Here is a 24,750-nt window from a genome sequence, read left to right as displayed (position 1 = left end):
CCATGCTCACTCAGATCCTCACGTTCATCGGGTTCACCCCTGCCCCTCCGCCCCCAGCGCGGCCGCTCTCCCGGCGGTCCGATAAGCCCGTCGGACCGCGTCCGACGCCCTCCGACGAGTTGTCTGACGCTGTCAGAAAGCAGCGTGCAGAGGCCAAAGCCGACCTGCATAGGCGTGCGTTGGCGACGCCCCAGATCTGGCATGGCGCGGACCGCAACTGGCTCCGCGCGTACCTCGAAATCGACAGGGCCAGCGTTCCGAACGGGATGAGCGTCAACGAAGCCGCAATCGCCCGCGCTCGCCTGGAGGTCGGACGTGAGGTCGCGGAGTACCTGCGCGCTCTCCAAATCCTGGGCAGGCGCACGCGGTGGGTCAAGGAGGCGCAAATTCAGATTCCGGAGAAGGCGAAAGCGATTCGTCGGGACCTGGAGAGCGTCGCCGCGACGGATTTCGCGACCTGGGACGATGCCAGGCAGGTCCTCTCACGCCGTCAGACGGATGCCCGCCGCCTCGGCGAGCCAGTCCCGCCAGATCTAAATGTCCCACGAGAGGTCGAGCAGGGCATCGCGGAAATGCTGGCGGAGCGGGTTGCCCGCCTAGCCAAGCGAGCCAGCCAGGGCGGCCGCGGGAACACGGGCACGGGAGGCACCACGGGGGAAGCGGGGGTTACAGGGACGGCTGTGATCCCCCCTGGCACGACGCCTCCCAAGGGGACAGCAGACGAGGAGCCTGAGATCTACACGCCGCCGGGTCCCAAGTAGCCGTGAAGGTTTCGCAAGGCCGTCCGACAATCTTTGTCCGACATCTAAAGTGCAGGAGTAGAGGAATGAGTGTTAAGCCAGCCATGGCGGTCGGACACGCTCCGCGCGCCGCCCTCCAGTCGCCCCCCGTTCCGGGCGGCTCGCTGCCAGGGGCTATGCCCCGTGGACCCCAAGTGCCTGCGGCTATCGACCGGCGCAAGTTGGCCTCGAAGGTTGACGTCCGGCTCACGGGCCCCCTCCGCGGCGCCCTCACCGAGGCGGCCAAGGCGGCGGGCGTCACGGACGGTGCGTATGTCCGCCGCCTGGTTGCGGATGCCCTCGGGCTCGACGCCGAGGCGGACCGTGGGTCGGGCCCCCGGCAGCGGATCCCGGACGCGGACCTGATGGTTCTCGCCGGCCTCGTTCGGGAGGTCGGGAGCCTCTACGGTCCGGCGCGGGCCGGCAAGACGGAGGAGGTCATCCTCGGCCTCGATGGTATCCGGGGCGCCCTGGTGCCGATGGTGGTCGGCCTCAATGCGAGGGCCTCGGCATGACGAGCCGCATCCGCATCCAGGCCGTCGCGACCGACGAAATGCGCCTCATCGTGATGGAGGCTCACGGTGCCGGTGACGCCGCGACGCTCACCCACTTCTCCGCCGCCCTGGCAATCATTGGGGAGCGGCCCGGCGACCGAGGCGCGCCCATCCTGCCCCCGCCGGTGCCGGCCATCGCGCCCCCGAAGAAGCCCCGCAGGAGGCGACCATGATCAGTGGCGCGATGCGGGGCAAAGGCGGCGATGCCCTCGCGCACCACCTGCTCAAAGCCGAGAACGAGGAGGTCCTGGTCATCCCCGCCCGAGGCCTTGGCTCCCCTGATCTGGTCGGCCAGGTCCGCGAGCTCGTCGCCCTCAGCCTCGGCGGCCGGACGGACCGCCCCGTCTATCACGTCCACTGCGATCCGAACCTGGAGATCGCCGACAACGACGCCGCCAGGTCGCGGTTCTGGCAACTGTTCGAGGCCGAGTTCGGGCTCGCCGGGCAGCCCGTATGCGGTGCTGTCCACGTCAAGCACGGACGCCGGCACGAGCATCGGGTCTACAGCCTGGTACGGCCGTCCGGGAACGTCGTCGACGTTGGGTTCGATTTCGCCCGCCGGGAGCGTGTCGCGCGCGTGGTCGAGTTCGAGTTCGGCATGCCGGGGCCCACGCCCTCCAAGCACGCCCGGGCCATCGTTCGAGCCCTGCGCGAGGCGGGCCGCGATGACGTCGCCGACTGGATGGAGACAGCGGGGGCAACCGAGGTGGAGCGCCCCGTGGCCCGCCTGTCACCGACCGAGCGCCTCATCGAGGAGAGGACCGGCGTCCCCCTCGACGACCTACGCGCGGCCGCCTTGGCAGCATGGCGCGCGTCGGACCATGGCGATTCGTTTCTCGCGGCGCTCAGGGAACGGGGCCTCGATCTCCGCGAAGGGCGGTCCGGTCCGGTCGTCGTCGACGGGAGCGGGACAGCGCATCTCGCCACCCGCCTAGTGGGCGCGGCCGCACGCCGGGCAGACGGCACACGCATTCCCGCAGGCGACGTGAAGGCGCGCCTGGCGGGCCTCACCCTAGCAGCACATGGAAACGATCATGGACGACAGGCTGGATCAGATCATCGCGGAGCAGGCCGCGCAGAGGCGCTTGCTGGAGGCCCTGATAACGGCCTTGGCGCCCGAGGAAACCCCTGCGGAGAGGAGCATGCTGGACGTCCTCCAGGAGCTCACGACGGCGGTGGACGATCAGTCGGGGGTAGTGTCAGCAATGCACTCGCACGTATCGAGGCTCGCCCTGCCGCGGCCCTTATGAGAGCGCGCCTGAGGCTGATGCACCCAGATCGAGCCGTGGCTATGGCCGCCGGTCTCGATGCGGTGCGTGCCGGTCGGTGGGTCCCCGTCCCCGGGCAGTCTCTCGATATTTGGGGTATCCCGATTACGTGGGATCGGCCCCGCCTCGGTTAGGTTTTTGTCGCGCTGAGCCAATCTTCGAGGTCGACTTGGCGCGGATCGCAGGGCTGACGCGTGAGTGCTGGCGCGGGGGCTTGTGGCCGCGCTTAGCATGCTGCCACTCACGCTCAGCCTTTGCCTCGGTAGTTGGCTCCATCGCACGTGCGGCGACCCGAGCGGCTATCTCGGCAATATGCTTAGCCGCTGTGCAGGGACGGCGGAGCCTACGCGCCATTGGAGAGCCAGCCCATGATGCGGTTGAGCGTGACCTTGACGCAGCTGCCTGGGGAGCTCGGGAATATATTCAGCTCTCCGTCGGCGCGCCCGATGTCGTCCAGCCTGTATTCATAGAAGGCGCGCGCATAAGCGAGGATCTCGGCCCGGGACATCTCCTCCACATTAGCGATAGCCCAAACCGGGAACTCGAGGAGAGCGCTGGTCGTAAGCAAGAACACCCTGCGCTGGGGGTACAAAAGCGAGCACCCGGTCGAGAGGCAGTCGAGCGACCGCCTAGCATACGGCTTGGCTTCTGCGAGGGTGAGGATCCTGGGGCCGACGGCGGCGCCCGGGGGTGAACGAGGAAATCATCAGTAGGCTCTTGTTTCGGGTAGCAGGCGACGGTGCCGGCTCCACGCTAGTGTCCGTGAATGCGGACACTGGCGAGAGATCGGGGGGAGAATTGCATACACCCGGGGACGTCTCAGTAGATTTCCTCGACGGCGGCCGCGTCCTCGGGAGAGAGGGGCGGTTCGATGAGCCCGTGCTGTCTGAGTTGGCCTGCGAGGTCGTCGGCTTCCCTGACTTGTTCCCCGAGCTCCACAGCTCTCTCGTTCAGGAGCTCGGCGAGCTTCGGGACGACCCAGTCGGGGACTCGTCTCTCGCCGACCGCCCACCTTTGAATGAGCCTTGGGTCCATGGTTTCGCGGGGGCCGTTCGGATGAAGCTGCCCCAACAGCCGGGCCATCGGGCGCTGCCAATCGCGCCCAATGAGGATGGCGCCGACTCGCGCGAGGACGGTAGCGGACGTCACCGGTAAAGCGGGCCTGCCCATTTTCTTGGGCGCGGGTTTGTCTGACGGCAGCACTGGGGGCCTCTGTTGTTGGCCCCCTAGGCCGCCCGGGGGCTAGGGCTCAGGCGGCGGTCGCAGCCCTGGTGTTCCGGACGAGCCGCGTCACCTCGAACGCGGAGGCGTTGCGAACGATGATCCGAACACCGGGTCGGATCAGGTCAAGATCGTCTTCGCGGGTAGGTTGGGCACCGACACCCTCGGGCTCGCCGTCTTGGGGATCGTAGCCCCACGCCGTCCAGCCCCCGCGAAGGACGAGTGTTCCAGTAGGTCCGTACCCGAAAACCTCTCGGTCGATCTGTTCAGCCAGGTCATAATAGCCTGCCGTGCGGAGGGCATCCGCCGTGAGGGACATCTGAGCGATGGTCAAGCTGACGGCGGCGGTGGGCGTGTTCAGCGTGGGGTGAAGGGCGGTGAGGGGCATCCGAGGAGGCATCCGTCGTTGGAGAGAGGAGCGGGCAGAGCCGTCTCCAGGCAACAATATGCATGCAGATAAGATGTCCCACAAGATACGGACATTTAGCTTTTCATCTTTTTTCCACGTGTCCTTTTGAGTTGTACCTGGGCTCCGTGTCCGCGGGGGGATTCGCCTGAGTTCGGGATCCGCTAGACTCCCGCTTTGGCCGGAATTTCGGCCGAAGTGGGAGGGTATCGTGAGCGTCGACTACGCGAGAATGGGTCTGGTCTGGGCGGTCCGCGATGCGATAGCGGACGAGCGCGAGGCGGCGATATCGTGGCAGCGGCATGCGGAGCGCCTGGAGCGCGAGCTCGCGAATGCTAGGATCGCGGCCGCCGCGACCGAGGCTGGGAGGTTGGCACAACTCCGAGGGTTGCGTGCCGCCCTGGAAACGGTCGCGCCGTTCGACCTTGTCCTGCGACGGACGGGGCGGCACCACGATAATGGCTCTGAGGAGCGCCAGTACGAGACAGTGTTCGCGGAAGCACACGACGAGATCGCCCGCCAGCATGGGAGGCCCCTCGCCCGGCGCGCATTGACGGCGGCCGAGCGCGCAGACGAGGCTGAGGCGGAGGTCCTCGCAGAGCCCATCCGGGTGACGCGGTTCCTGCGAGTGCTTCACCGGCGCTGGCGGTTTCGGAGTGACGAGTACCGCTCCGAAGCCGGAGCGGTCCGAGCTAGAGAGGAAGTCGCCCGGGCGGCCCGTGGAGCGTAGCTACTAGTCCCAGTTAGTTACGCTTTCGCTTCGCCAATCAGTCGACGTTCCCGAAGAGGTCCTGCCCCGCCACCGCGGCAGCATCGACACCGAGCTTCGCTACCGACCTGTGCCGTAGCTACACCAGACCCCCAAGGGTCAACTACGTCTGGCCGTGCATTCTGCCATCTACCCGGCGAGTGCGGACGGCAAAGCGCTTGTCGCAATGTCTCTTCCAACCGGGCTGCAGCCGATCGTCTTCCTTCATCAGACATGACCGCCGCTTGAGCTAGGTGTTTGATCCCGCAGTGTGGTGATACGGTTGAGCACCATGCTGCGAGGGAAGCGCTATGGGCCAGGTTCTCCATGGAAGCGCCACCACGACGGAGGCAGTCCGTCGCGCGATCCAGTTACGTGAAGAGAGCGTAAGGGCGCTTGCCCGGCGCTACGGTGTCAGTCCGACGACGGTGCAGAAGTGGCGCAAGCGGACGACGATCGCGGATGCCCGGATGGGACCCAAGGAGCCGCGCTCCATCGTCCTCACGCCTGAGTAGGAGGCGATCATCGTCGCCTTTCGGCGTCAAACCCTGCTTCCCCTCGACGACTGCCTCTACGGTCTCCAACCGACGATCCCGCACCTGACCCGGTCTTCGCTGCATCGCTGTCTGGAACGGCATGGGATCAGCCGACTGCCCGAGATCGACGGCGACAAACCCAAGAAGCAGCGCTTCGCGAGCTACGCCATCGGCTACGTCCACATCGATATTGCCGAGATCAGCACGGCTGAAGGCAAACTCAGGCTGTTCGTAGCCATCGACCGAACTAGTAAGTTCGCCTTCGTACGGCTGGTCGAAAGCGCCGGCAAAATGGAGGCGGCCCAGTTCCTGCGCGACTTCATCGAAGCGGTGCCTTACCGCATCCACACGGTGCTCACCGACAACGGCATTCAGTTCACGTCACGCCAGCGAGACATCTACGACAGTCAGCACATCTTCGATCGTGTTTGCGACGAGCATAGCATCGAGCACCGTCTGAACAGGGTGAACCACCCTTGGACCAACGGGCAAGTCGAGCGAATGAACCGAACGATCAAGGACGCAACGGTCAAACTCTACCACTACGACAGCCATGCTCAGCTTCGAACACACCTGCATCTGTTCGTCGATGCCTACAACCACGCCCGCAGGCTCAAGACCCTGCGTGGCCTGACACGTACTGAGTTCATCCTCAATGCCTGGACGAAAGAGCCCGATCGCTTCAGGATCGACCCGTCACACCTCATTCCGGGACCATACAGCTAGGGCTTGTCATCGCTTGAGCCAGTCGATGGCAGCGAAAGGGCACAAGACGCCCACGAAGCTGACTGCGGTCTTCTCGTATCGGTGGCGATGGTGCGTGGTTCATGAGCCTGGCCCAGGGGCGCTCGACCTGATTACGATTGTTGTAGATCCAATCCGGGCAAGCGACGAGCGTCTCGTGGCGCTGAGGCGGGATCGCAGGCCGCGCGCCCATGTCCCAAATGGGCTCGCGAAAGGCGTGGCTGGTGTAGCCACGGTCTCCGACTACCAACTTGGGCACGCCGGGCAGTTGATCGAGTAGTGGAACCGCATGGGGCAGTTCATGGGCCTGCACCGTGTAGTCGGCGGCCATGGTCGTCCTCACCATGGGCCTGAGCAAATTTAGGTAGGCTTCCAAGTCGAGGCAGAGCGGTCGGCGCTCCAGCCGGGTCAGCACGATCAGCTTAACTGCATCGATGCCAATCGCCCCGAGCCGGATCGCGTCGGTGACGGCCGAGACCACGACGTCCTTGTGCATCGCCTCCATCAGGCGCAGCACCTGGGGGAACTCGTGCTTGCCGCGGTTTGCCGCGCTTCTTGCTGTAAGTGTCGAGTACGGCAGAAAGGTCGAGCGCTTCCCGCACCGTGTCGCGGACAAGGTGTGCCATGTGCCCAGGCGGCACGAACTCGTGCAGCGAGGGCGGCAGCAACCAGTCCTGATCCGCATCCTAGGAGCGAAACATTTTGGCCATGAGCCGAGTGAATCACCCTCCGGTCCCGCCGTCGAGAGAATTACTCGGACGGGCTCCTAGCCCGTCTCCCGGGACACTCTCACGACAAACTGCCGGACTGCGGACTGTTCAGGGCAAAGGCGGCCCGAATGGCGGTCATTAAGGTGTCTGGGGCCGGCTGTCACCCGGCTTTGGCGTAGGTAAAGCCTGCCCGCTGCAATTCAACCAAGAAGGCGACAACACTCGGCACGAGCACGGCGCCTGGCACGAGGTGGTTCGTTAGGTCCGCCGCTATGGTATCTGCCGAAGAGCCGGATCCGCCCCCGCGTTCCCTCACAGCGCGGGCGATGGCATGGACAGAGTCGTGACATGCAACGAAAACCGCACCTCGTTCCTGTAGCGTATGGATGTTGTTATTATCCGGACCGTAATATCCCGCAACATTCTGAATGTCGTCCGCCGACGAAGTCCCGGGTTTCGGGCTTGCGAAGGTGTTCTTAGTGGCTTTGCCGCCCGAGAGTGCGGCGAGTCCATGAGTATCCCAAGCGACCTGGTCGAAAAGCGCGAGGTGGGCAGACCCGTGAATAGCCGCAACAGCGAGGAAGCCGGGATTTCCGTGCGAGAATACTTGTCCGCTGATCGCTTCCCGCATCAGATTGAGCCAAGGAGCACCAAGCTCAGTGGGCTCCCAGACTTGAAGGGAGCGATACCTGTACGAGAGCACCGCATCGGCGGCCTCGTGATCCCATTGGTCGCGTGACGTAAGTAAAAACGGAACCGTGCCGAAGGTCCGGCGCCGGGGAGCGGCGGAGAGGCGGCGCTTCAGGTCTTCAAGCCCACTGCTATCGCTTGCTTCTGAATCAAGGCGGGCGGAAGCCGAGGTCGGCGCAGCGGTGACGGCGCCGGCGAGAAGAGCGGCATGACTTAGTACGCTCAGTGCCGCTCGCCGGCTGGGACGGGGGAGTTCGTGTGGCATGTTTTGTCTCGCTCACGGTTGGCGGGAATTGCGAATGACGCGAAAGTCCTGGTCAGGGACGAAGCCTTTGCGGTTCGGCATCTGGATAGCGGGCAGACTCGAGCGGTCGAGCTCAAGCGTGGACGGAACGATCCCGTTGAGGCTCAGGATGTAGGCAACGACCGCATAGGTGTCGTCGTCGCTGAGGGTCTGGGGGGCAGGGTAGGGCATGGCACGTCGGATGTAGTCGAAGAGGGTGGTGGCGTAGGGCCAGAAGCTACCGACCGTTTTGACCGGAAGATTCGATGTGAGCGTCCCCTGGCCGCCCACCAGTCGATCCGCGGCGCCGCCCTCTCCTCGCTCGCCATGGCAGGCTGAGCAGTTTTCTTCGAACACCTGGCGACCACGCAGGGCGGTACCACTTCCGAAAGGAAGTCCCGTTCCGTTCGGCAGGACGTCGATGTTCCACAACCTTACTTCCTCAGCTGTGGCGGGACGGCCAAAATCGTAGGCATGAGCCCCCGTCGCTAGCGACGCCGCTCCCAGGAGCCCCAAGGCAAGCGTGTTAAGCCAAGACATTGCGTACCACTCCGTCCGCCCCAATCGCCCAGGTCTGCTGAGCGTTGTAGTGAAAAAGGGCATTTGTTCCGGTCATGGCGATAAAAGTCGCTCTGTCCGGCTGCACATTACCCTTCTCATCAGTTGAACGACTGACGATTTTGGTTGGGATCCCGTCCCAATTCCAGTCAATTTGAAACCGAGTCTGTGCCTTCGGAAGTGCGGGTAAGTTGATTTTAGCGTCTTTCCACGTATTTGCCCCGTCGGTGCTTACCTCGACACGAACGACGCATCCGTTTCCGCTCCAGGCAAGTCCAGTGATCCGGTTATAGCCAGGAAGAATTGTCATCATCCCCGAGGGGGCGGTGATGACGGAGTTTACTTCTTGCTTCAATTGGAACTGACGCGCCCTGCCGTCGGCCTGGAGCTGGGTATAGCGCGCCGTTTCCCAGCGGGTCATGAACGGTCGATCACCGAATTTCAGCCGTCGAAGCCACTTGATATTCAAGTTACCTTCGAATCCGGGTAGGAAAAGGCGGAGGGGGAAGCCGTGCGCGGGCCTGAGTGACTCACCGTTTTGTCCGAATGCGAGCATACCCTCCGCAACGATCTCGTCGGTTAGCGGGATGCTTCGGGCGACAGCGGAGCCGTCGCCGCCTTCGGCCAACATCCAGGTTGAGTTGCGCTCTACGCCAACAAGGTCGATGAGGAACGAAAGGGGCACCCCGGTCCATTCGTTCGTACTGATGAGCCCGTGGGTGTTCTGGACCGTGACGTCGGGCGGGGCCTCCTTCCAATTCTCCCATCCATTCCCGGTGCATTCGAGAAAGGCGACGCGCGACGTCGACGGCATGGAGAGGATGTCGTTCATGTTGAAGACGAGTTCCTTCTTCACCATGCCGTGAACCAGTAGGCGGTGTTTGGCCGGATCAATTTCCGGTGTCCCCGAATGACTGCGCTCGTAATGCAGGTCCGCCGGGGTGATGGTGCCGACGAGTTTGTCCAACGGAGCCTTCGAATTGATGGCTTCCGCAGCGTCGATGTGGCGCCGCCCGGGGGTCGATTCCGGCACTCGAGCGAGATGAACGAATTCCGAACGCTCGCTTCTGTCAGAAAGCGCGGCACCAGGCCCACGGGCCGGCACATCGGCAAGACTGTCGGCTGCCGCGGTCTCGGCGACGGCAGCCCCGGCGAGACCGGCGGCTCCTACGAGAATTCGGCGGCGCGAAAGTCCGTCGGAAGCCAGGGTGAGCGGCGGGCCTCGACGTATGGGATTCATGGCTTCGAATTCCTCGACCAAGTGCCGAAAGGCTGGCTCGTGAGACGGTTTTTCAGTTCGATCTACCGGCACTGACGGCTGCGGCGATCAGTGGCTCGGCACCTGCCAACTTCTCGGCCAACCCTGCAGGCAGTCCGTGCTTGCCTTCGAGTATTTTGGCCGAGAGGTAGACGACGAGGGTCTTTCGTGCAGGATCCTCGCGCACCAGCACTTTAAGAGGCAGTTCGAGGCCGAAGTCAGGAGCAGCCAGCATCAAGGGAGTGCCACCCTTGGGATTACCGTAGACAAGCAGAGTCGTGGGAGGCATGTCCAGACCGACCGATCGTGCAGCTTCGCGTTGATCGATCACCGCGAAGATCGTGAGACCTTTGCTCTCCAAAGCAGATCGCAGTCTCTGAAGAGTATCCGTGAAGGAATATGCGCTCTCGATTCTTGTTGCCTCTGGCATCTTATCCTCCATTGCGTGCGCCATCGTGGTATATGCTGCGGCGACCAGAATACCGCTGGCTATCAATTGTTGTATATAACGAAGGTTGAAGGGCATCGGTAATCATCTCCTATTCCTTGATCAGTTAATTCGCTTAAGATCGAAGATGATCCAACCCGCGCTGGAGGATGGAGGGCTACTGCAAAGGATGAGGGCGACCTAAACCATCGTATGGTTTGCACGGGGGCATTCGGCTGGCAGGGACGTCCGATCAGCTGAGGGGAGTCCGGCGAGGGGAGGTGACGGCCTTTTCAATTGACCCGCCGCTTTGAACAGTCCGACCAAGTTCTCGCGAACGGATTATAGCTGGTTCATCATAGCCCCTGAGGAGCGAAGATGAAGCAGACGTCCGAGCAGGCTGGGTATCCGGCATATGCCGCGGCCAAAGACATTCGTTGGGACACACGCCGGCAGTCTCGTCCGAGTCCGCCTATGCCGACCCAACCAAGCTCCAGCGCCCTGCGGGCGGCCTAGGCGACGCGTAACCTTCAAGGGCACGAGCATGCATCCCTGAAGTTCTGGCGGAGACATCTCGCGTCGGCTGCCCGACCGAATGGAACACCGGATCGCTCGGATGTAGAGGACCAATCATTGCAGTGCTTCCCCGTACTCGAACCCCTCTACCTTCGTATGATACCAGAAGGCTGTAGCGACCTGTAACGATGTAGTAACATCGCGTGGTCGATCGGAACTCCGGAACATAAATCCCGTACGAATAACTTTTTTTGCTGTGCCGGACAGGTCGTAAGCACGGGTGGACATTCGAGCTTTAATACCCCGTCGGCAAGTATCCGTGAGCAGGATCTTGCGGATGGCACTTGTTTGCGCCCTGTTCGGGGAGGAGGGACGATGATTACGCTGACAGTCAATGCCCGCGCCTACGAAGTCGCTGTAGACCCGGACACTCCACTTCTGTTCGTACTGCGCGACAGCCTAGGCCTGACCGGCACCAAGTACGGCTGCGGCATCGGGCAGTGCGGTGCCTGCACCGTGCTCCTCGACGGGGAGGCGACGCGCTCCTGCCAGATCCCGGCCGAGAGCGTCGGCACACAGAGTATCACAACTATCGAGGCCATCGCACGGGACCCCATGGGCGCTAAGGTGGTAGCGGCCTGGATCGGGGGCGAGGTGCCGCAATGCGGTTACTGCCAGTCTGGCCAGGTGATGGCCGCGACCGGCCTTCTGAAGCAGAACCCGAAGCCCTCGGATGCCGACATCGCGAACGCCATGACCAACCTCTGTCGCTGCGGCACCTACAACGCTATCGCTGACGCCGTTCGGCGCGCGGCCGCCTGAGGAGCCGACGCATGAACGAACTCTCGCCCTTGCTCCTGCATCGCCAGGAGCCGGTTTTGTGCCAAGAGCCCGTCCTGAACTTGTCCCGGCGCGGTTTCTTCGGCGTTGCTGCAGGCGCCCTTGCGCTGGCCGTCGAGTTTCCCAACGAAGCCCGTGCCCAGGCAGAGGGTGCAGCCGCCATCGCGCCTAAGCCCGGCACCCGGGTAGCCGCATTCCTTGAGATCCGCCCGAATGGCAACGTGCGCCTGCTCAGCCCCTTCGTGGAGGGCGGACAGGGCATCAACACCGGGCTCGCCCAGACCATTGGCGAGGAACTCGACCTCGATCCTTCGCGCTTTACCGTCGAATGCGCGCCGCCGGGGCCAGACTACGCCGTGGTCAACGGCCTCCGCATGACGGGCGGCAGCTTCTCGACCCGCTCCAGCTATGTCGCCATGCGCCGCCTTGGGGCCACCGCACGCGAGATGCTTCTGCGAGCCGCAGCCGCCCATCTCAAGGTAGCACAAGCCAGCCTGAGCACCGACGATGGACGCGTGCTGCACAAAGCCTCCGGCCGCACCCTCGGCTACGACGAGCTCGCGACGGCGGCACTGGCCCTTGTGCCGCGCGAGGACGTGCCCCTCAAGGACCCTAAGGATTTCCGCTGGATCGGCAAGCCGGTGGCGCGCCTCGATATGCGCGCCAAGTCGACGGGGCGCGCGATATACAGCATCGATATACGCATTGAGGGAATGCTGCACGCCGCCGTGCAGCACGCGCCGTATCTTGGCACCGAGCCGGAGAGCATCGCTAACGAGGTCGAGGTGAGGGCGATGCCGGGCGTACACTCGGTCCACCGTCTGCCGGGGGCGGTGGCGGTGGTAGCAGATACTTGGTGGCGGGCTCGCAAGGGAGCGGAGGCGCTGAGCGTCACTTGGACGAAGCCCGCTGCTGAGGGCATCGCCACGGTTTCGGCCGGCTTCTCCTCAATGGGCATGCGCGCCGCCCTGAAGGACGCGACCGGCGAGGGTGTCTCCGCCGAGCAGGAGGGAGACGTCGCGACAGCCTTCAAGGGAGCGGCCAAGATCGTCGAGGCTGAGTACGACGCGCCCTACCTTGCCCACGCACAGCTGGAGCCTCCCTCCTCCGTGGCGCGGTTCAATCCAGACGGCACCCTCGACCTCTGGCTACCCAACCAGATGCCCGAGCTGTTCCAGCAAGTCGCGGCCAAGACCGCTGGATTGCAGCCGGATGGGGTTCGCATCCATTCGCCGATGCTCGGCGGGTTCTTCGGACGCCACTTCTACTACGGCTCGGCCAACCCGTTCCCGCAGGCGATCCTGCTCGCCAAGGCGACCGGCAAGCCGGTGCGGGTGCTGTGGTCGCGTGAGGAAGAGTTTGGCATGGATGCGGTGCGCCCGCTCGGCTTCGCCCGTCTACGCGCGGCCCTCGACTCGAAGGGCATGCCGGTAGCGTTCCAGGCCTCGGCGGTCGGCGAGGGACCGATTGGGCGCTGGTTCGGCGCCCTGTTCAAGGGACCGGTGGATTCCTCCGTCGTCGAAGGCCTCGACAAGAAGCCCTACGCGATCCCGAACCGCCGTCTCGACTACGTCAAGCTCGCCCACCCGGTCACCATCGCCTTCTGGCGCTCAGTCGGGCACTCGATGAACGACTACTTTTACGAGAGCTTCCTCGACGAGATCGCCGAGGCCGGGGGGCAGGATCCATTCGCCCTGCGCATGGCGCTCTTGAAGGACAACTCGCGCCATGCGACCCTTCTGCGCCGGGTCGCCGACCTTGCCGGCGGCTGGAAGCGTGGGCCGTTCCAGGCCCAGGATGGGGGCACGCGCGCGCGCGGCGTCTCCATGGCCTCGCCCTTCGGGTCGGAGACCGCGACCATCGCGGAGGTCTCGCTCCAGGGCGGCGAGGCGCGGGTGCACGACCTCTGGATCGCCATCGACCCCGGCAGCGTGGTCAACCCGGCCATCGTCAGACGGCAGGTGGAGGGCGCGGCGGCGCTGGGCCTTTCGGCGACCCTGCTAGAGCAGGTGGTCTACGAAGGCGGGCAGCGGCAGGCACGCAACTACGACGCCTACCCGATCCTCGACCGCGAGCGAATGCCCCGCATCCACGTCGCGATCGTGGAAAGCGGCGCCCCTATGGGCGGCATCGGCGAGCCGGGACTGCCGGGCGTGCCGCCGGCAGTGGTCAACGCGGTAGCGGCGCTGACGGGGCGGCGGGTGCGCAGCCTGCCCCTGTCGAAAACACGGCTATCGGGCGCCTGATGCAATGGGATCGCGGCCCGGCGTGACGCCCGGGCGTGGTGACGTGGATTACACGAAGCGAAAAGGGTTTGACCATGGGTGTTCTAATTACGCAGGACGGGACTGAGATCTTTTACAAGGATTGGGGGGCTAAGGACGCCCAGCCGATTGTTTTCCACCACGGCTGGCCCCTGAGCGCCGACGATTGGGACAGTCAGATGCTGTTCTTCCTCGGCGAGGGGTACCGCGTGATCGCCCATGACCGTCGGGGTCATGGCCGCTCGACCCAAACTGACATCGGCAACGAGATGAATACCTACGCGGCGGATGTTGCCGAGTTGGCCGCCGCCCTCGATCTGAGGAACGCCATCCACGTCGGCCATTCTACTGGCGGTGGCGAAGTGGCGCACTACGTTGCCCGGGCGGAGCCGGGCCGCGTCGCCAAGGCGGTACTGATCGGCGCCGTGCCACCAGTGATGGTAAAATCCGAGGCGAATCCCGGCGGCCTGCCGATGGAGGTGTTCGACGGCTTACGAGCGGCGCTCGCTGCCAACCGGGCGCAATTCTACCGAGACTTGCCCTCAGGCCCGTTCTACGGCTTCAACCGAGCGGGCACACAAGTCTCGCAGGGCGTGATCGACAATTGGTGGCGCCAGGGCATGATGGGCGGCGCCAAGGCCCATTACGATTGCATCAAGGCTTTCTCGGAGACGGATTTTACCGCCGACTTGAAGCTGATCGAGGTGCCCGTGCTGGTGATGCACGGCACGGACGACCAGATCGTGCCGATCGCCGATTCGGCGCTCCTCGCGCATCCGCTCCTGAAGCACGGCACGTTCAAGACCTACGATGGGTTCCCACACGGCATGTGCACGACCCATGCGGACGTAATCAACCCGGACCTCCTTGCCTTCTTCAGGATATGAAACGCGTACCAAGCCAAAGCGGATATGGCGCCGGCTAGCCGTCGCCTAAGTCGGTAGCGGTGAAACTGGCTCTCCCGGCGACCCGAGCCCACGATTCCGAGCGCTGCGGTACGATGGCCCCATTCGCCGCGTTGGACGTCACAGAGGGCATGATGATCGGCTGCAGCATGCTGCACTATCGGCATCAAGCGCTTATTCGCTTCCTCCGTGCGAGGCTCGCAGCCAATCCCGGAGCGTGCAAAGCCGCTTTTGAGGTGCGTCTGTCGCTGCTGCGCCTTCCCTACCTCCCGGCGGTCAGCAGTATCGAGCGCCGGGAATTAACATACGATGCTTGTCTTAACCTGCTCAATACGAAGAGAGCCCTGGCAGGTATGGAGTTCGAGTCGCGCGTGTTCATGGCCTCGAACCTGTTGCCGTCGACGGTCAGGAAGCCGAGTTGTCAGCAGAGCACGACAAAATGCCGGTACGTCGCGCGATTTGCGTCCCTGTTTTTCTAATGGAAGTCGGCGATCGTTTGAAATGGCGGGGACGCCGTTGGAGATCTATGATCACGTTCGGTGCAAGCGGCTAAGGGCGGCTTCATCAGGTTCGACCGGCAGGAAGAAGTTTTCCTTGAAGCATCAGGACGACGGTCCTGAGCGTGGTCCAGCCAATAAAGAGGTTGGCAGCAACGAACAGCGGAATGGCGATGCTAACGTTCGGCCCTTCCAACCCTCGTTCCGTCAGGCGCAACGCGGCGAGCGGAAGAGCCGATACACCGAAGGTGTAGGCCCAGGCCGCCGGCGAGAACGGCTGCATCCGCAGCCAAGGAACAAGCCGCACCATAACGAGGGCCTGAAACAGGGCATATCCGAACAGGATCTGTGCGAGCCGATCCGGCATCCCGTCGGTAACTGCTAGGTAGGCCACGCAGGCGACCGACGGCGGTGCGAGGTGCAGCCCAAGCGAGGCGCGCAACGGCACGGGAAGGGTCCTCAGCATCATGCGATGTACAACGACCGACTCCAGCGTCAGCCAAGATAGAAGTCCGGCCCCGAAGTAGAGCAAGCCCAGATCCTTCATCCCAAACGACGCGCACGTGATGGCCGCGACGAAGCCCCCGCCGACCGTCGGCATGTAGAGGATCGGCGTGGTTTCCTCGAGCGCGCGGTCCCCCATCCAAAGGGTCCCCGCTCCCCACGCGGCAAAAAGGGTCACTCCAACGAGACCCACGAGGGCAATCATCAATGCGGCGGCTGGCCAGTGAGGGGCGAGGCCGACGCTGGCGATCATAGTCGCGACGGGTGCCAACGAAGTGAAGAAAGAGGACGTGGGGTCTCGTGCCTCGCGAAGAACAGCGTCCCGGTCATTCAGCCACCGAGCGACGTAGAAGCCGAGCCATGCCATCCAGACCGCGACGCCGAGAATGGATATCGCCTCACCGACCCAACCCGGCACCAGGCCGAGGCGAGCGGCGGCGCGCCAACCGTTCCCAAGGCCGCAAAGACCCAGAACCATCCCAAAGAAAGTCGCAGGGACCCGCAACGGCGAAAGCCTCGCGGTTTGATCCTCGTGGCGAGCCGGGTGTTCCTTCTTGCCTGATGCCCTTACCATCTCAAACAATCGTGGAGATCGTGCCATGCGGATGCGACAACAGGGTCGCGAGTAGGCGGAGGCCGTACTGCAGCGTCTCTGTATCGGGAGTCGCGCCTAAGGAGATACGGATCGTCTCCGGAGCGGGCCCGACTGTGAAGGCACCACTCAGGATGACCGACAGTCCGAGCTGACGCGCGCGTGCCCCGAACTCGCCGCAACGCCATGGCCCGGGAAGCCGGAGCCAAAGGTGATGACCACATGGATGTGCCAGGACGTTGAGGTCCCGCAACGCTTTGCGTGAGGCCACCAACCTAAGGTCGTTTTCATCCCGGATGACTATGGTGAGTTCAGAGTTGAAATATTTGGCCAGCGCCCGCTGAGGCTGCAGGCGGACACTGGAAGTGAGACGCACGAGGCGGATGACCTCTTTGAGCGCCTTGACGATTGCCAGGTATTTCGGGACTTTGCGGCAGGCAATTGTCGGGCTCCTGGATTCCATCATTACCTCTATTGTCTGCGATGTCTGTGCATACATAAAATAGGTGATGTAGCAACTACTTTCCCATATAAGATAGCTCAGCAATCAATCTACACCATGATTGTATGGATCATCATACCATACATTACTCATACGTAAGGGCACACGGAAGCGCGCGAGGAGGCATGAAGCTCAGGGGGGCTGGACCGATGCCGAGGACGACCAACCGATCGCTTCTGTCAGTCGGATGGCGTTCCCGGTGACTGCCTTCGGCATCTGGTTGGAATTTGCCTACGACCCGCCTGTGTGGCTGCATGCCGTCCTGACGCTGCTACTATGTTGCTAGCCTGCGTGCCGATCGTCCGGCCGCTGAAAGGGCTATTCATCGCCAGCCAGTACCTCAACAAGGCCGAGGTGGGCTGCTTCGTAGTCCGAAAGCCGTCTGGCGCAGATCTCACTCCGAAAGAATAGTCGCCACGACCCTGAGCGCTTCCGGCAATATCTTCCAGTTTGTGACTTCAAATGTAGGCGGAAGCAAGCGCTGGCGAGCCTTCGAGTGCGTGGGCGAGCACTTCCAGACCGTGCGTGATCTGCTGCCGGTTCGAGGGACCGCCGAGGCAAAGACGGACCGCTTCCGGTGGCGTACCAGCAACGCAAAAGGGGTCGCTGGCAACGACGCCAAGTCCGGCGGAACGTCCCTGGCTCGCGAAAGCCGAGCGCGTCCAACCCTCCGGGAGTGTGATCCAGACATGAAAGCCGTGCGAGTCCGCGGTGTACGTCCCGGACGGAAGCAGCGAGGTCGCGATGCGCTGGCGCGCGGCGGATTCCTCGCGCACGAACTGCACGATGGCATCCGCCGTGCCGTCCATGACCCATCGTGTCGCCAATGTTGTCGTGATCGGCGAGGCCATGACGGTGGCTGCCCGCAGAGCAGCGCCGAGTGGCAGGGCGGAACGGGCGCTCGGTGCGACCAAGTAGGCAAGCCGGAGGCCGGCGCCGAGGCACTTAGCAAGGCCCGCCACGTAGTAGGTGATTTCAGGCGCTAGTTCGGCGAAGCTCGGGGGCGGCGCTGGGCAGATGCGTGCGTAGGCGTCATCCTCGATGATGGTGACGGCATACCGGCGGGCGACCGCAATAATGGCCTCGCGCCGCGTCCGAGACAGGGTCGCGGTGGTCGGATTCTGAATCAATGGGTTCAGGTAGATCGCCTTGGGGGCGACTCTAGTGCAGACGGCCGCGAATCCGTCGGGGTCGACGCCGCGCCGGTCCATGGGCAAGTCGACGAGGCGCAGTCCGAGATGCGCCGCCAGGGACCGGATGCCCGGATAGGTGATGCGTTCGGCGCAGATGGCGTCACCCGGACGGGCTATCTGGCCCAGCACGCTGAAAAGGGCGCTGTGGGCGCCGGGGCAGATGAGCAACCGCTCCCGCGGCGTGACGATGCCCCGGCCCTTCAGCCAACGCAGGGCCGCCTCCTTATCCTCGTCCGTCCCGCCGAAACCCTGGTAGCGCAGCAGGTTGGAGAGGTCGCCGGACAACTCGGCGAACGAGGCCTGCATCCGCGCCTGCAAAGCCGGCGCGTCGGGCTCGGGAGGCAGGTTCATCGTGAAGTCGACCGGCCCGATCCGTGAGCCGTCCTTCGAAGGCGTGGCCCGGCCCGGGCGCACGGGATCGATCACGAAGGTGCCCTGGCCTACGCGTCCTTCGATCAGACCGCGCTTGTGGGCCTCGACATAGCCGCGCGAGACGGTCGTGAAGTTGAGGTCGAGGGCCTCGGCCAGGGCCCGCTGGGTCGGGAGCCGCGTGCCGACTGTCAGGCGTCCGGTCCGGATGTCGTCCGCCAAGGCCTCAGCGATGGCGAGGTAGTGGGGCTTCCCCCAACGCTTCAGGTCGGGCGTCCACGTCCCGCTCATGACATCCGAAGGCGTCGGTCGCCCGTCTCGCGCTGCTGAAGTCATCCGTTCTCCAAGCACACCATCAAGATGCAATCAATATCTAATTGTATGGGTAGCAAGCCCCATACCGCCTGGGAGACCCCAACGGCCTACAGGACCAATACATACAATACCATCAATCTATGCAGTCAAACTGGGCATAGCGTGATGCTCCCTTGTGCACATGCCGATCTGGTTGCCATTGGAAAATAGATATCCGGGACCAAGGCGCAATGATGATTGAATGCAAGATTGTATGCATTCAACTTGGAGCTATTGATGGTTTTGTTGATCGGCCTTCGTTGGCACGTCGCTTGCCATGAAGGGGTGTGACCACCCGAGGCTTCGGCCGACGCGGTCCAACCCATCACGGAGTGAGATCCATGCCCGCAGTGAATCGCGAACCCCATAAGAAGGGCGACTTCCTGGTCGACTACGAGGAGAAGGTCTTCGAGGACGTAAAGGCCGAGCCCGGCCAAAAGGCCCTCGTAACCTTCCATACCGTCGCCTTCGAGGGCTCCATCGGCCTCGTGAACCTGCTCCAGGCCACCCGTCTGCAGCGCAAGGGCTTCGAGACTTCGATCCTGCTCTACGGTCCCGGCATCACCCTCGGTGTCCAGCGCGGCTTCCCGCGCCTCGGCGACGAGGCCTTCCCGGGCCACCTGAACTTCAACAACCAGCTTGAGAAGTTCATGGCCGAGGGCGGCAAGGTCTACGCCTGCCGGTTCTCGACCCAGGCCCTCTACGGCCACGGCGAGGCCGCCTTCATCGAGGGCATCCGCATGATCAACCCCCTCGACGTCCTCGACTGCATGCTCCTGCACAAGCGCGACAACGCGGTGATCATCGACACCTGGACCGTCTGACGCGGCCTCGGCCCCATCGACCGGGACGTCGCATCCGGCGGCCGCACGCGACGCGGCCGCCGTCACCACCGGAGGATCATCCATGTCTGAGAACCGGATCGTGCGGGCCGCCGCCGTCCAGATCGCGCCCGACCTCGACCGACCGGACGGCACGCTCGAACGGGTGCTCAACGCCATCGACGAGGCCGCCGCCAAGGGTGCGCGCTTCATGGTCTTCCCCGAGACCTTCGTGCCGTATTACCCGTACTTCTCGTTCGTGCTGCCGCCGGCCCTGCAGGGCGCTGAGCACCTGCGCCTCTACGAGCGTGCCGTGGCGGTGCCGGGCCCCGTGACCCAGGCGGTCTCGGCCGCCGCGCGCCGGCACGGCGTCGTGATCGTGCTTGGCGTCAACGAGCGCGACCACGGCTCGCTCTACAACGCGCAACTGATCTTCGATGCCGACGGCACCCTGAAGCTCAAGCGCCGCAAGATCACCCCGACCTACCACGAGCGCATGATCTGGGGTCAGGGCGACGGGGCAGGCCTCACTGTAGTCGACACGGCGGTCGGCCGCGTCGGGGCGCTGGCCTGCTGGGAGCACTACAACCCGCTTGCCCGCTACGCCCTGATGGCCCGGCACGAGGAGATCCACGCGGCGCAATTCCCAGGCTCGCTGGTCGGCCAGATCTTCGCCGACCAGATGGAGGTGACGATCCGCCACCACGCCCTGGAGGCGGCCTGCTTCGTCGTCAACGCCACCGGCTGGCTCACGGACGAACAGGTGGCGCAGGTCTGCCCGGACGAGCGCCTCCGCGGGGCCTGCCGCGGCGGCAACTGCACCGCCATCGTTTCGCCCGAGGGCCGCCACCTCGCCGATCCGCTCGGCCCCGGCGAGGGCATCCTCATCGCCGACATGGACCTCGCGCTGGTGACCAAGCGCAAGCGGATGATGGACTCGGTCGGCCACTACGCCCGCCCCGAGCTCCTCAGCCTCCTCCACGACGACCGACCGGCCTCGTTCGTGCACCAGCCGACCCGTTCGCAACATCAATCCCGGAGCCTCGACCATGGGCAGTTCCCCGCTTCCGACGAGCCTTCCCTCGCTTCCGCCGGACATGGCGGGTCTGGTGGGGATGCCGACGGAACGCCTGATCAATGCGCTGCAATCCTACGGCGTTAGGCTCGCCGACACCCGGGCCGGGGCTCCGAGCCGACGCGGCGGCGCTGGTCCTTCCGACCACAAGGCGATGACCATCGCGGGCCGCACCGTGATGGTGCCGGTCCACACCGAGACCGCGTTCGATTCCCCCTTCCTGGTACGCCGACCGGACCCGGACGGGGTCTCGGTCATCGAGCACGAGGGCGCGGTAATCGGGCGAGTGACCTTCCCGGGCAAGCCGCGCTTCTACGCGCTCTCGACCTTCGACGGGGTGCCGTACTCGAAGATCGCGGTGCTGCACGGACGCGACGTGCTCGCCACCACGGTGCTGCAGACCTGCATCCGCTACGCCAGCCGCACGAAGACCTGCCAGTTCTGCTCCATCGGGCAGTCGCTCTCGGCCGGCCGCACCATTGCACGAAAGACCCCCGAGCAACTCGCCGAGGTCGCCCGCGCCGCCGTGCTCCTCGACGGGGTCAAGCACATGGTGATGACCACGGGCACGCCGAACGCCACCGACCGCGGTGCTGCGATCCTGTGCGAGAGCGCCTTCGCGGTGAAGGCGGCGGTGGACTTGCCGATCCAGGCGCAATGCGAGCCGCCGGACGACGACCGCTGGTTCGAGCGCATGAAGGCGTCGGGCATCGAGGCGTTGGGCATGCACCTGGAAGCGGTGACGCCCGAGGTCCGTGACCGGATCATGCCCGGCAAGGCGAGCGTGCCGCTGGAGCGCTACTACGACGCCTTCGCGGCGGCCGTGCCGGTCTTCGGTCGGGGCCAAGTCTCGACCTACATCCTGGCCGGCCTCGGCGACGCGCCGGAGGCGATCCTCGCCATGGCCGAGCGCCTGATCGGGATGGGCGTCTATCCCTTCGTCGTGCCTTTCGTGCCGATCTCCGGCACCCCGCTGGAGAGCCACCCAGCGCCGTCGCCGGACTTCATGCACGCGATCCTGCAGCCCCTGTCCGAGATGCTGGGGCGGGCGAATCTGCGCTCGACCGACATCAAGGCCGGCTGCGGACGCTGCGGCGCCTGCTCGGCCCTCTCCACCTACGAGCGCGCGGGGGTGGCGGCATGATCCTCGAACCCGTCGCGCCCTACCGCCCGAGCCATTTCCGGGTGAAGTTCGCCACCGCCCCCTGGGAGCGGCAGGCATGCGCTGCCCTGCGCCGGCAGGTGTTCTGCACGGAGCAAGGCATCTTCGCGGATGATGACAGCGACGCCATCGACGGACATGCGATCCCGATCTGCGCCCTCTCGACGCTTGGCGGCGACGCCGACGCCGTGGTCGGCACGGTGCGCATCCACGAGGTTGCGGAACGACCCGGCGAGTGGTGGGGATCGCGGCTGGCCGTTGCCAAAGCCTTCCGCGGCACGGCGGCACTCGGCGCCGGGCTCATCCAGGTCGCGGTCTCTTCAGCCCATGCACGGGGATGCACGCGCTTCCTGGCGCACGTGCAGGACCGGAACGTGCCGCTGTTCGAGGCCTTGAATTGGGCGAGCCTTGATGCAGTGGAGCTCCACGGTCGCCTTCACCACCTGATGCAGGCCGACCTCGCCGCCTACCCGCCTATGCACGATCCCGAGTACGGGCTCGTCACGTTCCGCAGGGCAGCGTGATGACCGCGGCCGTCGACCTCCAGGCCCTAGCCGGCCAGATCCGGGATGCGCGTGGCGTCGCCCACAAGCGCGACATCGATGCCGTCGTCACGCGCCTGGGACTGGGGGACCGGCATGCCGCGGTGCCGGTCGGAGACGATTGCGCCGCCATTCCCGATGGCGACGGCCACCTGCTGCTGGCCATCGAGGGCTTCATCGACAGCTTCGTCACCGCCGATCCGTACTTCGCCGGCTATTGCGGCATCATGGTCAATCTCAGCGACGTGGCAGCCATGGGCGGGCGCCCGCTTGCGGTCGTCGACGCCCTGTGGAGCCGGGATGCGGCGGCGGCGGACCCGATCCTCGCCGGCCTCTCCGACGCGGCCGCACTCTACGGCGTGCCTGTCGTCGGCGGCCACACCAACACGTGGTCCGAGACCGGCAACCTCGCGGTCGCCGTGCTTGGTCGGGCGGGCCCGCGCCTGCTGACGAGCTTCGACGCGGCCCCCGGCGACGACCTCATCGCGGCCATCGATCTGCGCGGACGGTTTCGCGATCCGCATCCCTATTGGGACGCATCGACCGGTGCGCCGGGCGAACGCCTGCGCGCCGATCTCGCCTTGCTGCCGGGGCTCGCCGAGGACGGTCTCTGCCGCGCCGCCAAGGACATAAGCATGGCGGGCGTCGTCGGCACGGCCCTGATGCTGCTCGAATGCTCGAAGGTCGGCGCCGCCATCGACCTCGACGCGATCCCGCGGCCCGAGGGCGTTCCCCTCGCACGCTGGCTCACCGCCTTCCCGAGTTTCGGCTACCTCCTGAGCGTCCGCCCCGGAGACACTCCGGCCGTCCTCGCGCGCTTCGCCGAGCGAGGCATTTCAGCCGCCATGATCGGAGGCATCGATGCGAGCCGGGTCGCCCGCATCCGGGACGCAGCAGGCGAGGAGGCCGTGGTCTGGGACTTCGTGGCCGGCCCGCTGATTGGCTGCGGCCGGGATGAAGCGGGGCCCGAATCATGACCGGTCTGCGCATCGCCCTCCTGACCCACTCGACCAACCCGCGCGGCGGCGTCGCCCATTGCCTTGCCCTGGCCGAAGCCCTGTGCGGGCTCGGGCACGAGGCGGTGGTCCACGCCCCCGACCCGTCCGGCCGCGGCTTCTTTCGCGATGCCGCCTGCCCGACGGTCTCCGTCGCCGCCCGCCCCGTTGCCGGCGACACGGTCGACCTCGTGCGGACGCGCATCAACGACTACCTGATCCACTTCGGATCGCCGGCGGCCTGCGACTTCGATGTCTTCCATGCCCATGACGGCATCGGCGGCAATGCGCTTGCGACCCTGAAGCACCGGCGTCTGATTCCAGGGTTCGTTCGCACCGTCCATCACCTGGACGCCTTCGCGGAACCGCAGCTTGCCGATTGGCAGGATCGCTCGATCCAGGAGGCTCGACGCCTCCTCTGCGTCAGCCATGGCTGGACCGAGCGCGTCCGGTCGGACTACGGTGCGACGCCTGAGGTCGTCGGCAACGGCGTCGATCTGGCGGCCTACCGTTCCACGCCCGACCTGCGGGATGCCGTGGTTCGGGAGCGCTGGGGGTTGGGCGGCGGTCCCATCGTCCTGAGCGTCGGCGGCTTCGAGGAGCGCAAGAACACCCTTGGCATCATCGAGGCCTTCGCGCGCCTGCGTGAGCGCCATCCCGGGGCCCAGCTCGTCATCGCCGGCGGCGCCTCGCTCCTCGACCACGCCTCCTACCGCGCGCGGTGCCATGCGGCCCTGACCGTCCACGGCTTGGCGGCAGGGTCGAGCGGCCCCGTGATCGAGACCGGTCCGGTTCCGCAGGCCGACATGCCGGCCCTCTACCGTGTCGCCGACATGCTGGCTTTCCCTTCCCTGAAGGAAGGGTTCGGTCTGTGCGTGCTGGAGGCGATGGCCTGCGGCACTCCGGCCATCGTCTCCCTCCGGCCGCCCTTCACCGAATACCTAATCGAGGGTGACGCCCTCTTCGTCGATCCGGCCGACCCCGACGACATCGCCAGAACCATCGCAACCGCCCTGGTGCCGGAGACGCGCGCCCGCCTGAGGGTCGCAGGCTTCGCACGGGCCGCCGCCCATTCCTGGCGGGCCTGTGCCGAGCGCCACCTCGATGCCTACGCGGGCTGCACCCGCACCAGACAGGAGCCAACCCATGCCTGAGATGCATTTTCACGTTCGCTGGCCCGACGGTCGGCGCGAGGCCTGCTACTCGCCCTCCCTCGTGGTGAAGGACTTCCTCACGCCGGGCGAGAGCTACGCGGTCGACGATTTCGTCGAGAAGACCCGCACCGCCCTCAACATCGCCAGCGAGCGCGTGCGCGAGAAGTACGGCTTCGCCTGCTCGTCCGCCCTGGACCAACTCGCCCGGATCGAGGCCGCCGCGAAGCTCCAGCCTTCCGATGGACGGGTCATGGTCGAGACCTTCGAGCCCTGAACCGGCACC

The 24,750-nt window shown here is 65.0% G+C and carries 27 protein-coding genes and 3 pseudogenes; 18 read left to right on the top strand and 12 right to left on the bottom strand.

The genetic code is table 11. From position 1 onward, the window contains the following. The first annotated feature begins 2 nt into the window (after positions 1–2). From ACYQML_RS03655 to ACYQML_RS03640, 4 genes are all read left to right on the top strand, one after another. Positions 3–761, top strand: coding sequence for a hypothetical protein (locus ACYQML_RS03655; protein ID WP_461234744.1), 759 nt, complete (start codon positions 3–5; stop codon positions 759–761). 65 nt (positions 762–826) lie between these two features. Next, on the top strand, positions 827–1,294 hold the full coding sequence (locus tag ACYQML_RS03650) for a hypothetical protein (protein WP_461234743.1): 468 nt from the start codon (positions 827–829) through the stop codon (positions 1,292–1,294). Next, positions 1,291–1,506, top strand: coding sequence for a hypothetical protein (locus ACYQML_RS03645; protein WP_461234742.1), 216 nt, complete (start codon positions 1,291–1,293; stop codon positions 1,504–1,506). Before ACYQML_RS03650 ends, ACYQML_RS03645 begins: the two co-directional genes overlap by 4 nt. Then, the gene (locus ACYQML_RS03640; protein ID WP_461234741.1) at positions 1,503–2,735 is read left to right on the top strand and encodes a relaxase/mobilization nuclease domain-containing protein; all 1,233 of its coding nucleotides are present in this window, start codon (positions 1,503–1,505) and stop codon (positions 2,733–2,735) included. Before ACYQML_RS03645 ends, ACYQML_RS03640 begins: the two co-directional genes overlap by 4 nt. A 209-nt stretch (positions 2,736–2,944) precedes the next feature. Here ACYQML_RS03640 and ACYQML_RS03635 read toward each other — a convergent pair whose 3' ends face one another. The 3 genes from ACYQML_RS03635 to ACYQML_RS03625 all read right to left on the bottom strand — a co-directional run bounded on the left by ACYQML_RS03635 (position 2,945) and on the right by ACYQML_RS03625 (position 4,210). After that, on the bottom strand, positions 2,945–3,109 hold the full coding sequence (locus ACYQML_RS03635) for a hypothetical protein (RefSeq protein WP_461234740.1): 165 nt from the start codon (positions 3,107–3,109) through the stop codon (positions 2,945–2,947). Positions 3,110–3,420: 311 nt separating this feature from the next. After that, positions 3,421–3,684, bottom strand: a complete 264-nt coding sequence (locus ACYQML_RS03630) for a hypothetical protein (protein WP_461234739.1) — start codon at positions 3,682–3,684, stop codon at positions 3,421–3,423. A gap of 166 nt (positions 3,685–3,850) precedes the next feature. Further along, a complete protein-coding gene (locus ACYQML_RS03625; RefSeq protein ID WP_461234738.1) occupies positions 3,851–4,210 on the bottom strand; it encodes a hypothetical protein in 360 nt (119 codons plus the stop codon). A gap of 229 nt (positions 4,211–4,439) precedes the next feature. On the opposite strand from ACYQML_RS03625, the gene ACYQML_RS03620 reads away from it, so the two are divergent. Further along, a complete protein-coding gene (locus ACYQML_RS03620; protein WP_461234737.1) occupies positions 4,440–4,958 on the top strand; it encodes a hypothetical protein in 519 nt (172 codons plus the stop codon). 329 nt (positions 4,959–5,287) lie between these two features. Next, positions 5,288–6,238: pseudogene (locus ACYQML_RS03615) on the top strand (IS481 family transposase). Positions 6,239–6,244: 6 nt separating this feature from the next. Here the strand turns inward: ACYQML_RS03615 and ACYQML_RS03610 are convergent. From ACYQML_RS03610 to ACYQML_RS03585, 6 genes and pseudogenes are all read right to left on the bottom strand, one after another. Continuing rightward, positions 6,245–6,566, bottom strand: a pseudogene (locus tag ACYQML_RS03610) (transposase); the annotation flags it as partial. Continuing rightward, positions 6,552–6,800 (bottom strand): annotated as a pseudogene (locus ACYQML_RS03605) (IS21 family transposase); the annotation flags it as partial. The pseudogenes ACYQML_RS03610 and ACYQML_RS03605, both read right to left, overlap by 15 nt. 326 nt (positions 6,801–7,126) lie before the next feature. Next, positions 7,127–7,921: a thiosulfate dehydrogenase gene (gene tetH, locus ACYQML_RS03600; RefSeq protein WP_461234736.1), complete on the bottom strand. Its 795-nt coding sequence runs from the start codon at positions 7,919–7,921 to the stop codon at positions 7,127–7,129. A gap of 12 nt (positions 7,922–7,933) precedes the next feature. After that, positions 7,934–8,479, bottom strand: coding sequence for a c-type cytochrome (locus ACYQML_RS03595; RefSeq protein WP_461234735.1), 546 nt, complete (start codon positions 8,477–8,479; stop codon positions 7,934–7,936). Beyond that, a complete protein-coding gene (gene soxC, locus ACYQML_RS03590) occupies positions 8,466–9,737 on the bottom strand; it encodes a sulfite dehydrogenase (protein WP_461235656.1) in 1,272 nt (423 codons plus the stop codon). Before soxC ends, ACYQML_RS03595 begins: the two co-directional genes overlap by 14 nt. Positions 9,738–9,789: 52 nt before the next feature. Next, complete coding sequence (locus tag ACYQML_RS03585) at positions 9,790–10,281, bottom strand: DUF302 domain-containing protein (protein WP_461234734.1); 492 nt, start codon at positions 10,279–10,281, stop codon at positions 9,790–9,792. A gap of 792 nt (positions 10,282–11,073) precedes the next feature. Here ACYQML_RS03585 and ACYQML_RS03580 point away from each other — a divergent pair. The 4 genes from ACYQML_RS03580 (at position 11,074) to ACYQML_RS03565 (ending at position 15,186) form a co-directional block, all read left to right on the top strand. Continuing rightward, a complete protein-coding gene (locus ACYQML_RS03580) occupies positions 11,074–11,520 on the top strand; it encodes a (2Fe-2S)-binding protein (RefSeq protein WP_461234733.1) in 447 nt (148 codons plus the stop codon). Positions 11,521–11,531: 11 nt separating this feature from the next. After that, entirely contained in the window at positions 11,532–13,784 is a 2,253-nt protein-coding gene (locus tag ACYQML_RS03575) for a xanthine dehydrogenase family protein molybdopterin-binding subunit (protein WP_461234732.1), read from the top strand. A 74-nt stretch (positions 13,785–13,858) separates the two neighbouring features. Continuing rightward, the gene (locus ACYQML_RS03570; RefSeq protein WP_461234731.1) at positions 13,859–14,689 is read left to right on the top strand and encodes an alpha/beta fold hydrolase; all 831 of its coding nucleotides are present in this window, start codon (positions 13,859–13,861) and stop codon (positions 14,687–14,689) included. Between the two features lie 113 nt (positions 14,690–14,802). Continuing rightward, entirely contained in the window at positions 14,803–15,186 is a 384-nt protein-coding gene (locus ACYQML_RS03565; RefSeq protein WP_461234730.1) for a hypothetical protein, read from the top strand. 85 nt (positions 15,187–15,271) lie between these two features. Here the strand turns inward: ACYQML_RS03565 and tehA are convergent, their stop codons facing one another. Both tehA and ACYQML_RS03555 read right to left on the bottom strand, forming a co-directional pair. Further along, positions 15,272–16,282, bottom strand: coding sequence for a dicarboxylate transporter/tellurite-resistance protein TehA (gene tehA, locus ACYQML_RS03560; protein ID WP_461235655.1), 1,011 nt, complete (start codon positions 16,280–16,282; stop codon positions 15,272–15,274). Between the two features lies 1 nt (position 16,283). Further along, a complete protein-coding gene (locus ACYQML_RS03555; protein WP_461234729.1) occupies positions 16,284–16,847 on the bottom strand; it encodes a hypothetical protein in 564 nt (187 codons plus the stop codon). A 142-nt stretch (positions 16,848–16,989) separates the two neighbouring features. On the opposite strand from ACYQML_RS03555, the gene ACYQML_RS03550 reads away from it, so the two are divergent. Continuing rightward, complete coding sequence (locus ACYQML_RS03550) at positions 16,990–17,088, top strand: DUF983 domain-containing protein (protein ID WP_461234728.1); 99 nt, start codon at positions 16,990–16,992, stop codon at positions 17,086–17,088. Between the two features lie 172 nt (positions 17,089–17,260). Here ACYQML_RS03550 and ACYQML_RS03545 read toward each other — a convergent pair whose 3' ends face one another. Further along, complete coding sequence (locus ACYQML_RS03545) at positions 17,261–18,655, bottom strand: aminotransferase-like domain-containing protein (protein ID WP_461234727.1); 1,395 nt, start codon at positions 18,653–18,655, stop codon at positions 17,261–17,263. A 404-nt stretch (positions 18,656–19,059) separates the two neighbouring features. Between ACYQML_RS03545 and ACYQML_RS03540 the strand changes: the two genes are divergently transcribed. The 7 genes from ACYQML_RS03540 (at position 19,060) to ACYQML_RS03510 (ending at position 24,741) form a co-directional block, all read left to right on the top strand. Continuing rightward, a complete protein-coding gene (locus tag ACYQML_RS03540) occupies positions 19,060–19,542 on the top strand; it encodes an MSMEG_0572/Sll0783 family nitrogen starvation response protein (RefSeq protein WP_056167628.1) in 483 nt (160 codons plus the stop codon). Between the two features lie 82 nt (positions 19,543–19,624). Continuing rightward, positions 19,625–20,701 (top strand): Nit6803 family nitrilase, encoded by a 1,077-nt coding sequence (locus ACYQML_RS03535; RefSeq protein WP_461234726.1) that lies wholly within the window; start codon positions 19,625–19,627, stop codon positions 20,699–20,701. Continuing rightward, positions 20,655–21,758 (top strand): MSMEG_0568 family radical SAM protein, encoded by a 1,104-nt coding sequence (locus ACYQML_RS03530; RefSeq protein WP_461235654.1) that lies wholly within the window; start codon positions 20,655–20,657, stop codon positions 21,756–21,758. The genes ACYQML_RS03535 and ACYQML_RS03530 overlap by 47 nt, the downstream gene beginning before the upstream one ends. Continuing rightward, on the top strand, positions 21,755–22,300 hold the full coding sequence (locus tag ACYQML_RS03525) for an MSMEG_0567/Sll0786 family nitrogen starvation N-acetyltransferase (RefSeq protein ID WP_461234725.1): 546 nt from the start codon (positions 21,755–21,757) through the stop codon (positions 22,298–22,300). The genes ACYQML_RS03530 and ACYQML_RS03525 overlap by 4 nt, the downstream gene beginning before the upstream one ends. Beyond that, a complete protein-coding gene (locus ACYQML_RS03520; RefSeq protein WP_461234724.1) occupies positions 22,300–23,295 on the top strand; it encodes a sll0787 family AIR synthase-like protein in 996 nt (331 codons plus the stop codon). Before ACYQML_RS03525 ends, ACYQML_RS03520 begins: the two co-directional genes overlap by 1 nt. Continuing rightward, on the top strand, positions 23,292–24,467 hold the full coding sequence (locus tag ACYQML_RS03515) for an MSMEG_0565 family glycosyltransferase (protein WP_461234723.1): 1,176 nt from the start codon (positions 23,292–23,294) through the stop codon (positions 24,465–24,467). The genes ACYQML_RS03520 and ACYQML_RS03515 overlap by 4 nt, the downstream gene beginning before the upstream one ends. After that, positions 24,460–24,741, top strand: a complete 282-nt coding sequence (locus tag ACYQML_RS03510) for an MSMEG_0570 family nitrogen starvation response protein (RefSeq protein ID WP_461234722.1) — start codon at positions 24,460–24,462, stop codon at positions 24,739–24,741. The genes ACYQML_RS03515 and ACYQML_RS03510 overlap by 8 nt, the downstream gene beginning before the upstream one ends. Positions 24,742–24,750 lie beyond the last annotated feature (9 nt).

It is taken from the genome of Methylobacterium sp. CM6244, assembly GCF_054817885.1.
The sequence above is the reverse complement of the archived record's forward strand: the minus strand, read 5'-3'. Positions and strand labels throughout refer to the sequence as shown.

What these genes read in the sequence shown, in the direction of transcription:
- ACYQML_RS03655 (WP_461234744.1), top strand. Translation starts at nt 3, where the DNA reads ATGCTCACTCAGATCCTCACGTTCATCGGGTTCACCCCTGCCCCTCCG.
- ACYQML_RS03650 (WP_461234743.1), top strand. Translation starts at nt 827, where the DNA reads ATGAGTGTTAAGCCAGCCATGGCGGTCGGACACGCTCCGCGCGCCGCC.
- ACYQML_RS03645 (WP_461234742.1), top strand. Translation starts at nt 1,291, where the DNA reads ATGACGAGCCGCATCCGCATCCAGGCCGTCGCGACCGACGAAATGCGC.
- ACYQML_RS03640 (WP_461234741.1), top strand. Translation starts at nt 1,503, where the DNA reads ATGATCAGTGGCGCGATGCGGGGCAAAGGCGGCGATGCCCTCGCGCAC.
- ACYQML_RS03635 (WP_461234740.1), bottom strand. Translation starts at nt 3,109, where the DNA reads ATGTCCCGGGCCGAGATCCTCGCTTATGCGCGCGCCTTCTATGAATAC.
- ACYQML_RS03630 (WP_461234739.1), bottom strand. Translation starts at nt 3,684, where the DNA reads ATGGCCCGGCTGTTGGGGCAGCTTCATCCGAACGGCCCCCGCGAAACC.
- ACYQML_RS03625 (WP_461234738.1), bottom strand. Translation starts at nt 4,210, where the DNA reads ATGCCCCTCACCGCCCTTCACCCCACGCTGAACACGCCCACCGCCGCC.
- tetH (WP_461234736.1), bottom strand. Translation starts at nt 7,921, where the DNA reads ATGCCACACGAACTCCCCCGTCCCAGCCGGCGAGCGGCACTGAGCGTA.
- ACYQML_RS03595 (WP_461234735.1), bottom strand. Translation starts at nt 8,479, where the DNA reads ATGTCTTGGCTTAACACGCTTGCCTTGGGGCTCCTGGGAGCGGCGTCG.
- soxC (WP_461235656.1), bottom strand. Translation starts at nt 9,737, where the DNA reads ATGAATCCCATACGTCGAGGCCCGCCGCTCACCCTGGCTTCCGACGGA.
- ACYQML_RS03585 (WP_461234734.1), bottom strand. Translation starts at nt 10,281, where the DNA reads ATGCCCTTCAACCTTCGTTATATACAACAATTGATAGCCAGCGGTATT.
- ACYQML_RS03580 (WP_461234733.1), top strand. Translation starts at nt 11,074, where the DNA reads ATGATTACGCTGACAGTCAATGCCCGCGCCTACGAAGTCGCTGTAGAC.
- ACYQML_RS03575 (WP_461234732.1), top strand. Translation starts at nt 11,532, where the DNA reads ATGAACGAACTCTCGCCCTTGCTCCTGCATCGCCAGGAGCCGGTTTTG.
- ACYQML_RS03570 (WP_461234731.1), top strand. Translation starts at nt 13,859, where the DNA reads ATGGGTGTTCTAATTACGCAGGACGGGACTGAGATCTTTTACAAGGAT.
- ACYQML_RS03565 (WP_461234730.1), top strand. Translation starts at nt 14,803, where the DNA reads ATGGCCCCATTCGCCGCGTTGGACGTCACAGAGGGCATGATGATCGGC.
- tehA (WP_461235655.1), bottom strand. Translation starts at nt 16,282, where the DNA reads ATGGTAAGGGCATCAGGCAAGAAGGAACACCCGGCTCGCCACGAGGAT.
- ACYQML_RS03550 (WP_461234728.1), top strand. Translation starts at nt 16,990, where the DNA reads ATGGCGTTCCCGGTGACTGCCTTCGGCATCTGGTTGGAATTTGCCTAC.
- ACYQML_RS03545 (WP_461234727.1), bottom strand. Translation starts at nt 18,655, where the DNA reads ATGAGCGGGACGTGGACGCCCGACCTGAAGCGTTGGGGGAAGCCCCAC.
- ACYQML_RS03540 (WP_056167628.1), top strand. Translation starts at nt 19,060, where the DNA reads ATGCCCGCAGTGAATCGCGAACCCCATAAGAAGGGCGACTTCCTGGTC.
- ACYQML_RS03535 (WP_461234726.1), top strand. Translation starts at nt 19,625, where the DNA reads ATGTCTGAGAACCGGATCGTGCGGGCCGCCGCCGTCCAGATCGCGCCC.
- ACYQML_RS03530 (WP_461235654.1), top strand. Translation starts at nt 20,655, where the DNA reads ATGCCGACGGAACGCCTGATCAATGCGCTGCAATCCTACGGCGTTAGG.
- ACYQML_RS03525 (WP_461234725.1), top strand. Translation starts at nt 21,755, where the DNA reads ATGATCCTCGAACCCGTCGCGCCCTACCGCCCGAGCCATTTCCGGGTG.
- ACYQML_RS03520 (WP_461234724.1), top strand. Translation starts at nt 22,300, where the DNA reads ATGACCGCGGCCGTCGACCTCCAGGCCCTAGCCGGCCAGATCCGGGAT.
- ACYQML_RS03515 (WP_461234723.1), top strand. Translation starts at nt 23,292, where the DNA reads ATGACCGGTCTGCGCATCGCCCTCCTGACCCACTCGACCAACCCGCGC.
- ACYQML_RS03510 (WP_461234722.1), top strand. Translation starts at nt 24,460, where the DNA reads ATGCCTGAGATGCATTTTCACGTTCGCTGGCCCGACGGTCGGCGCGAG.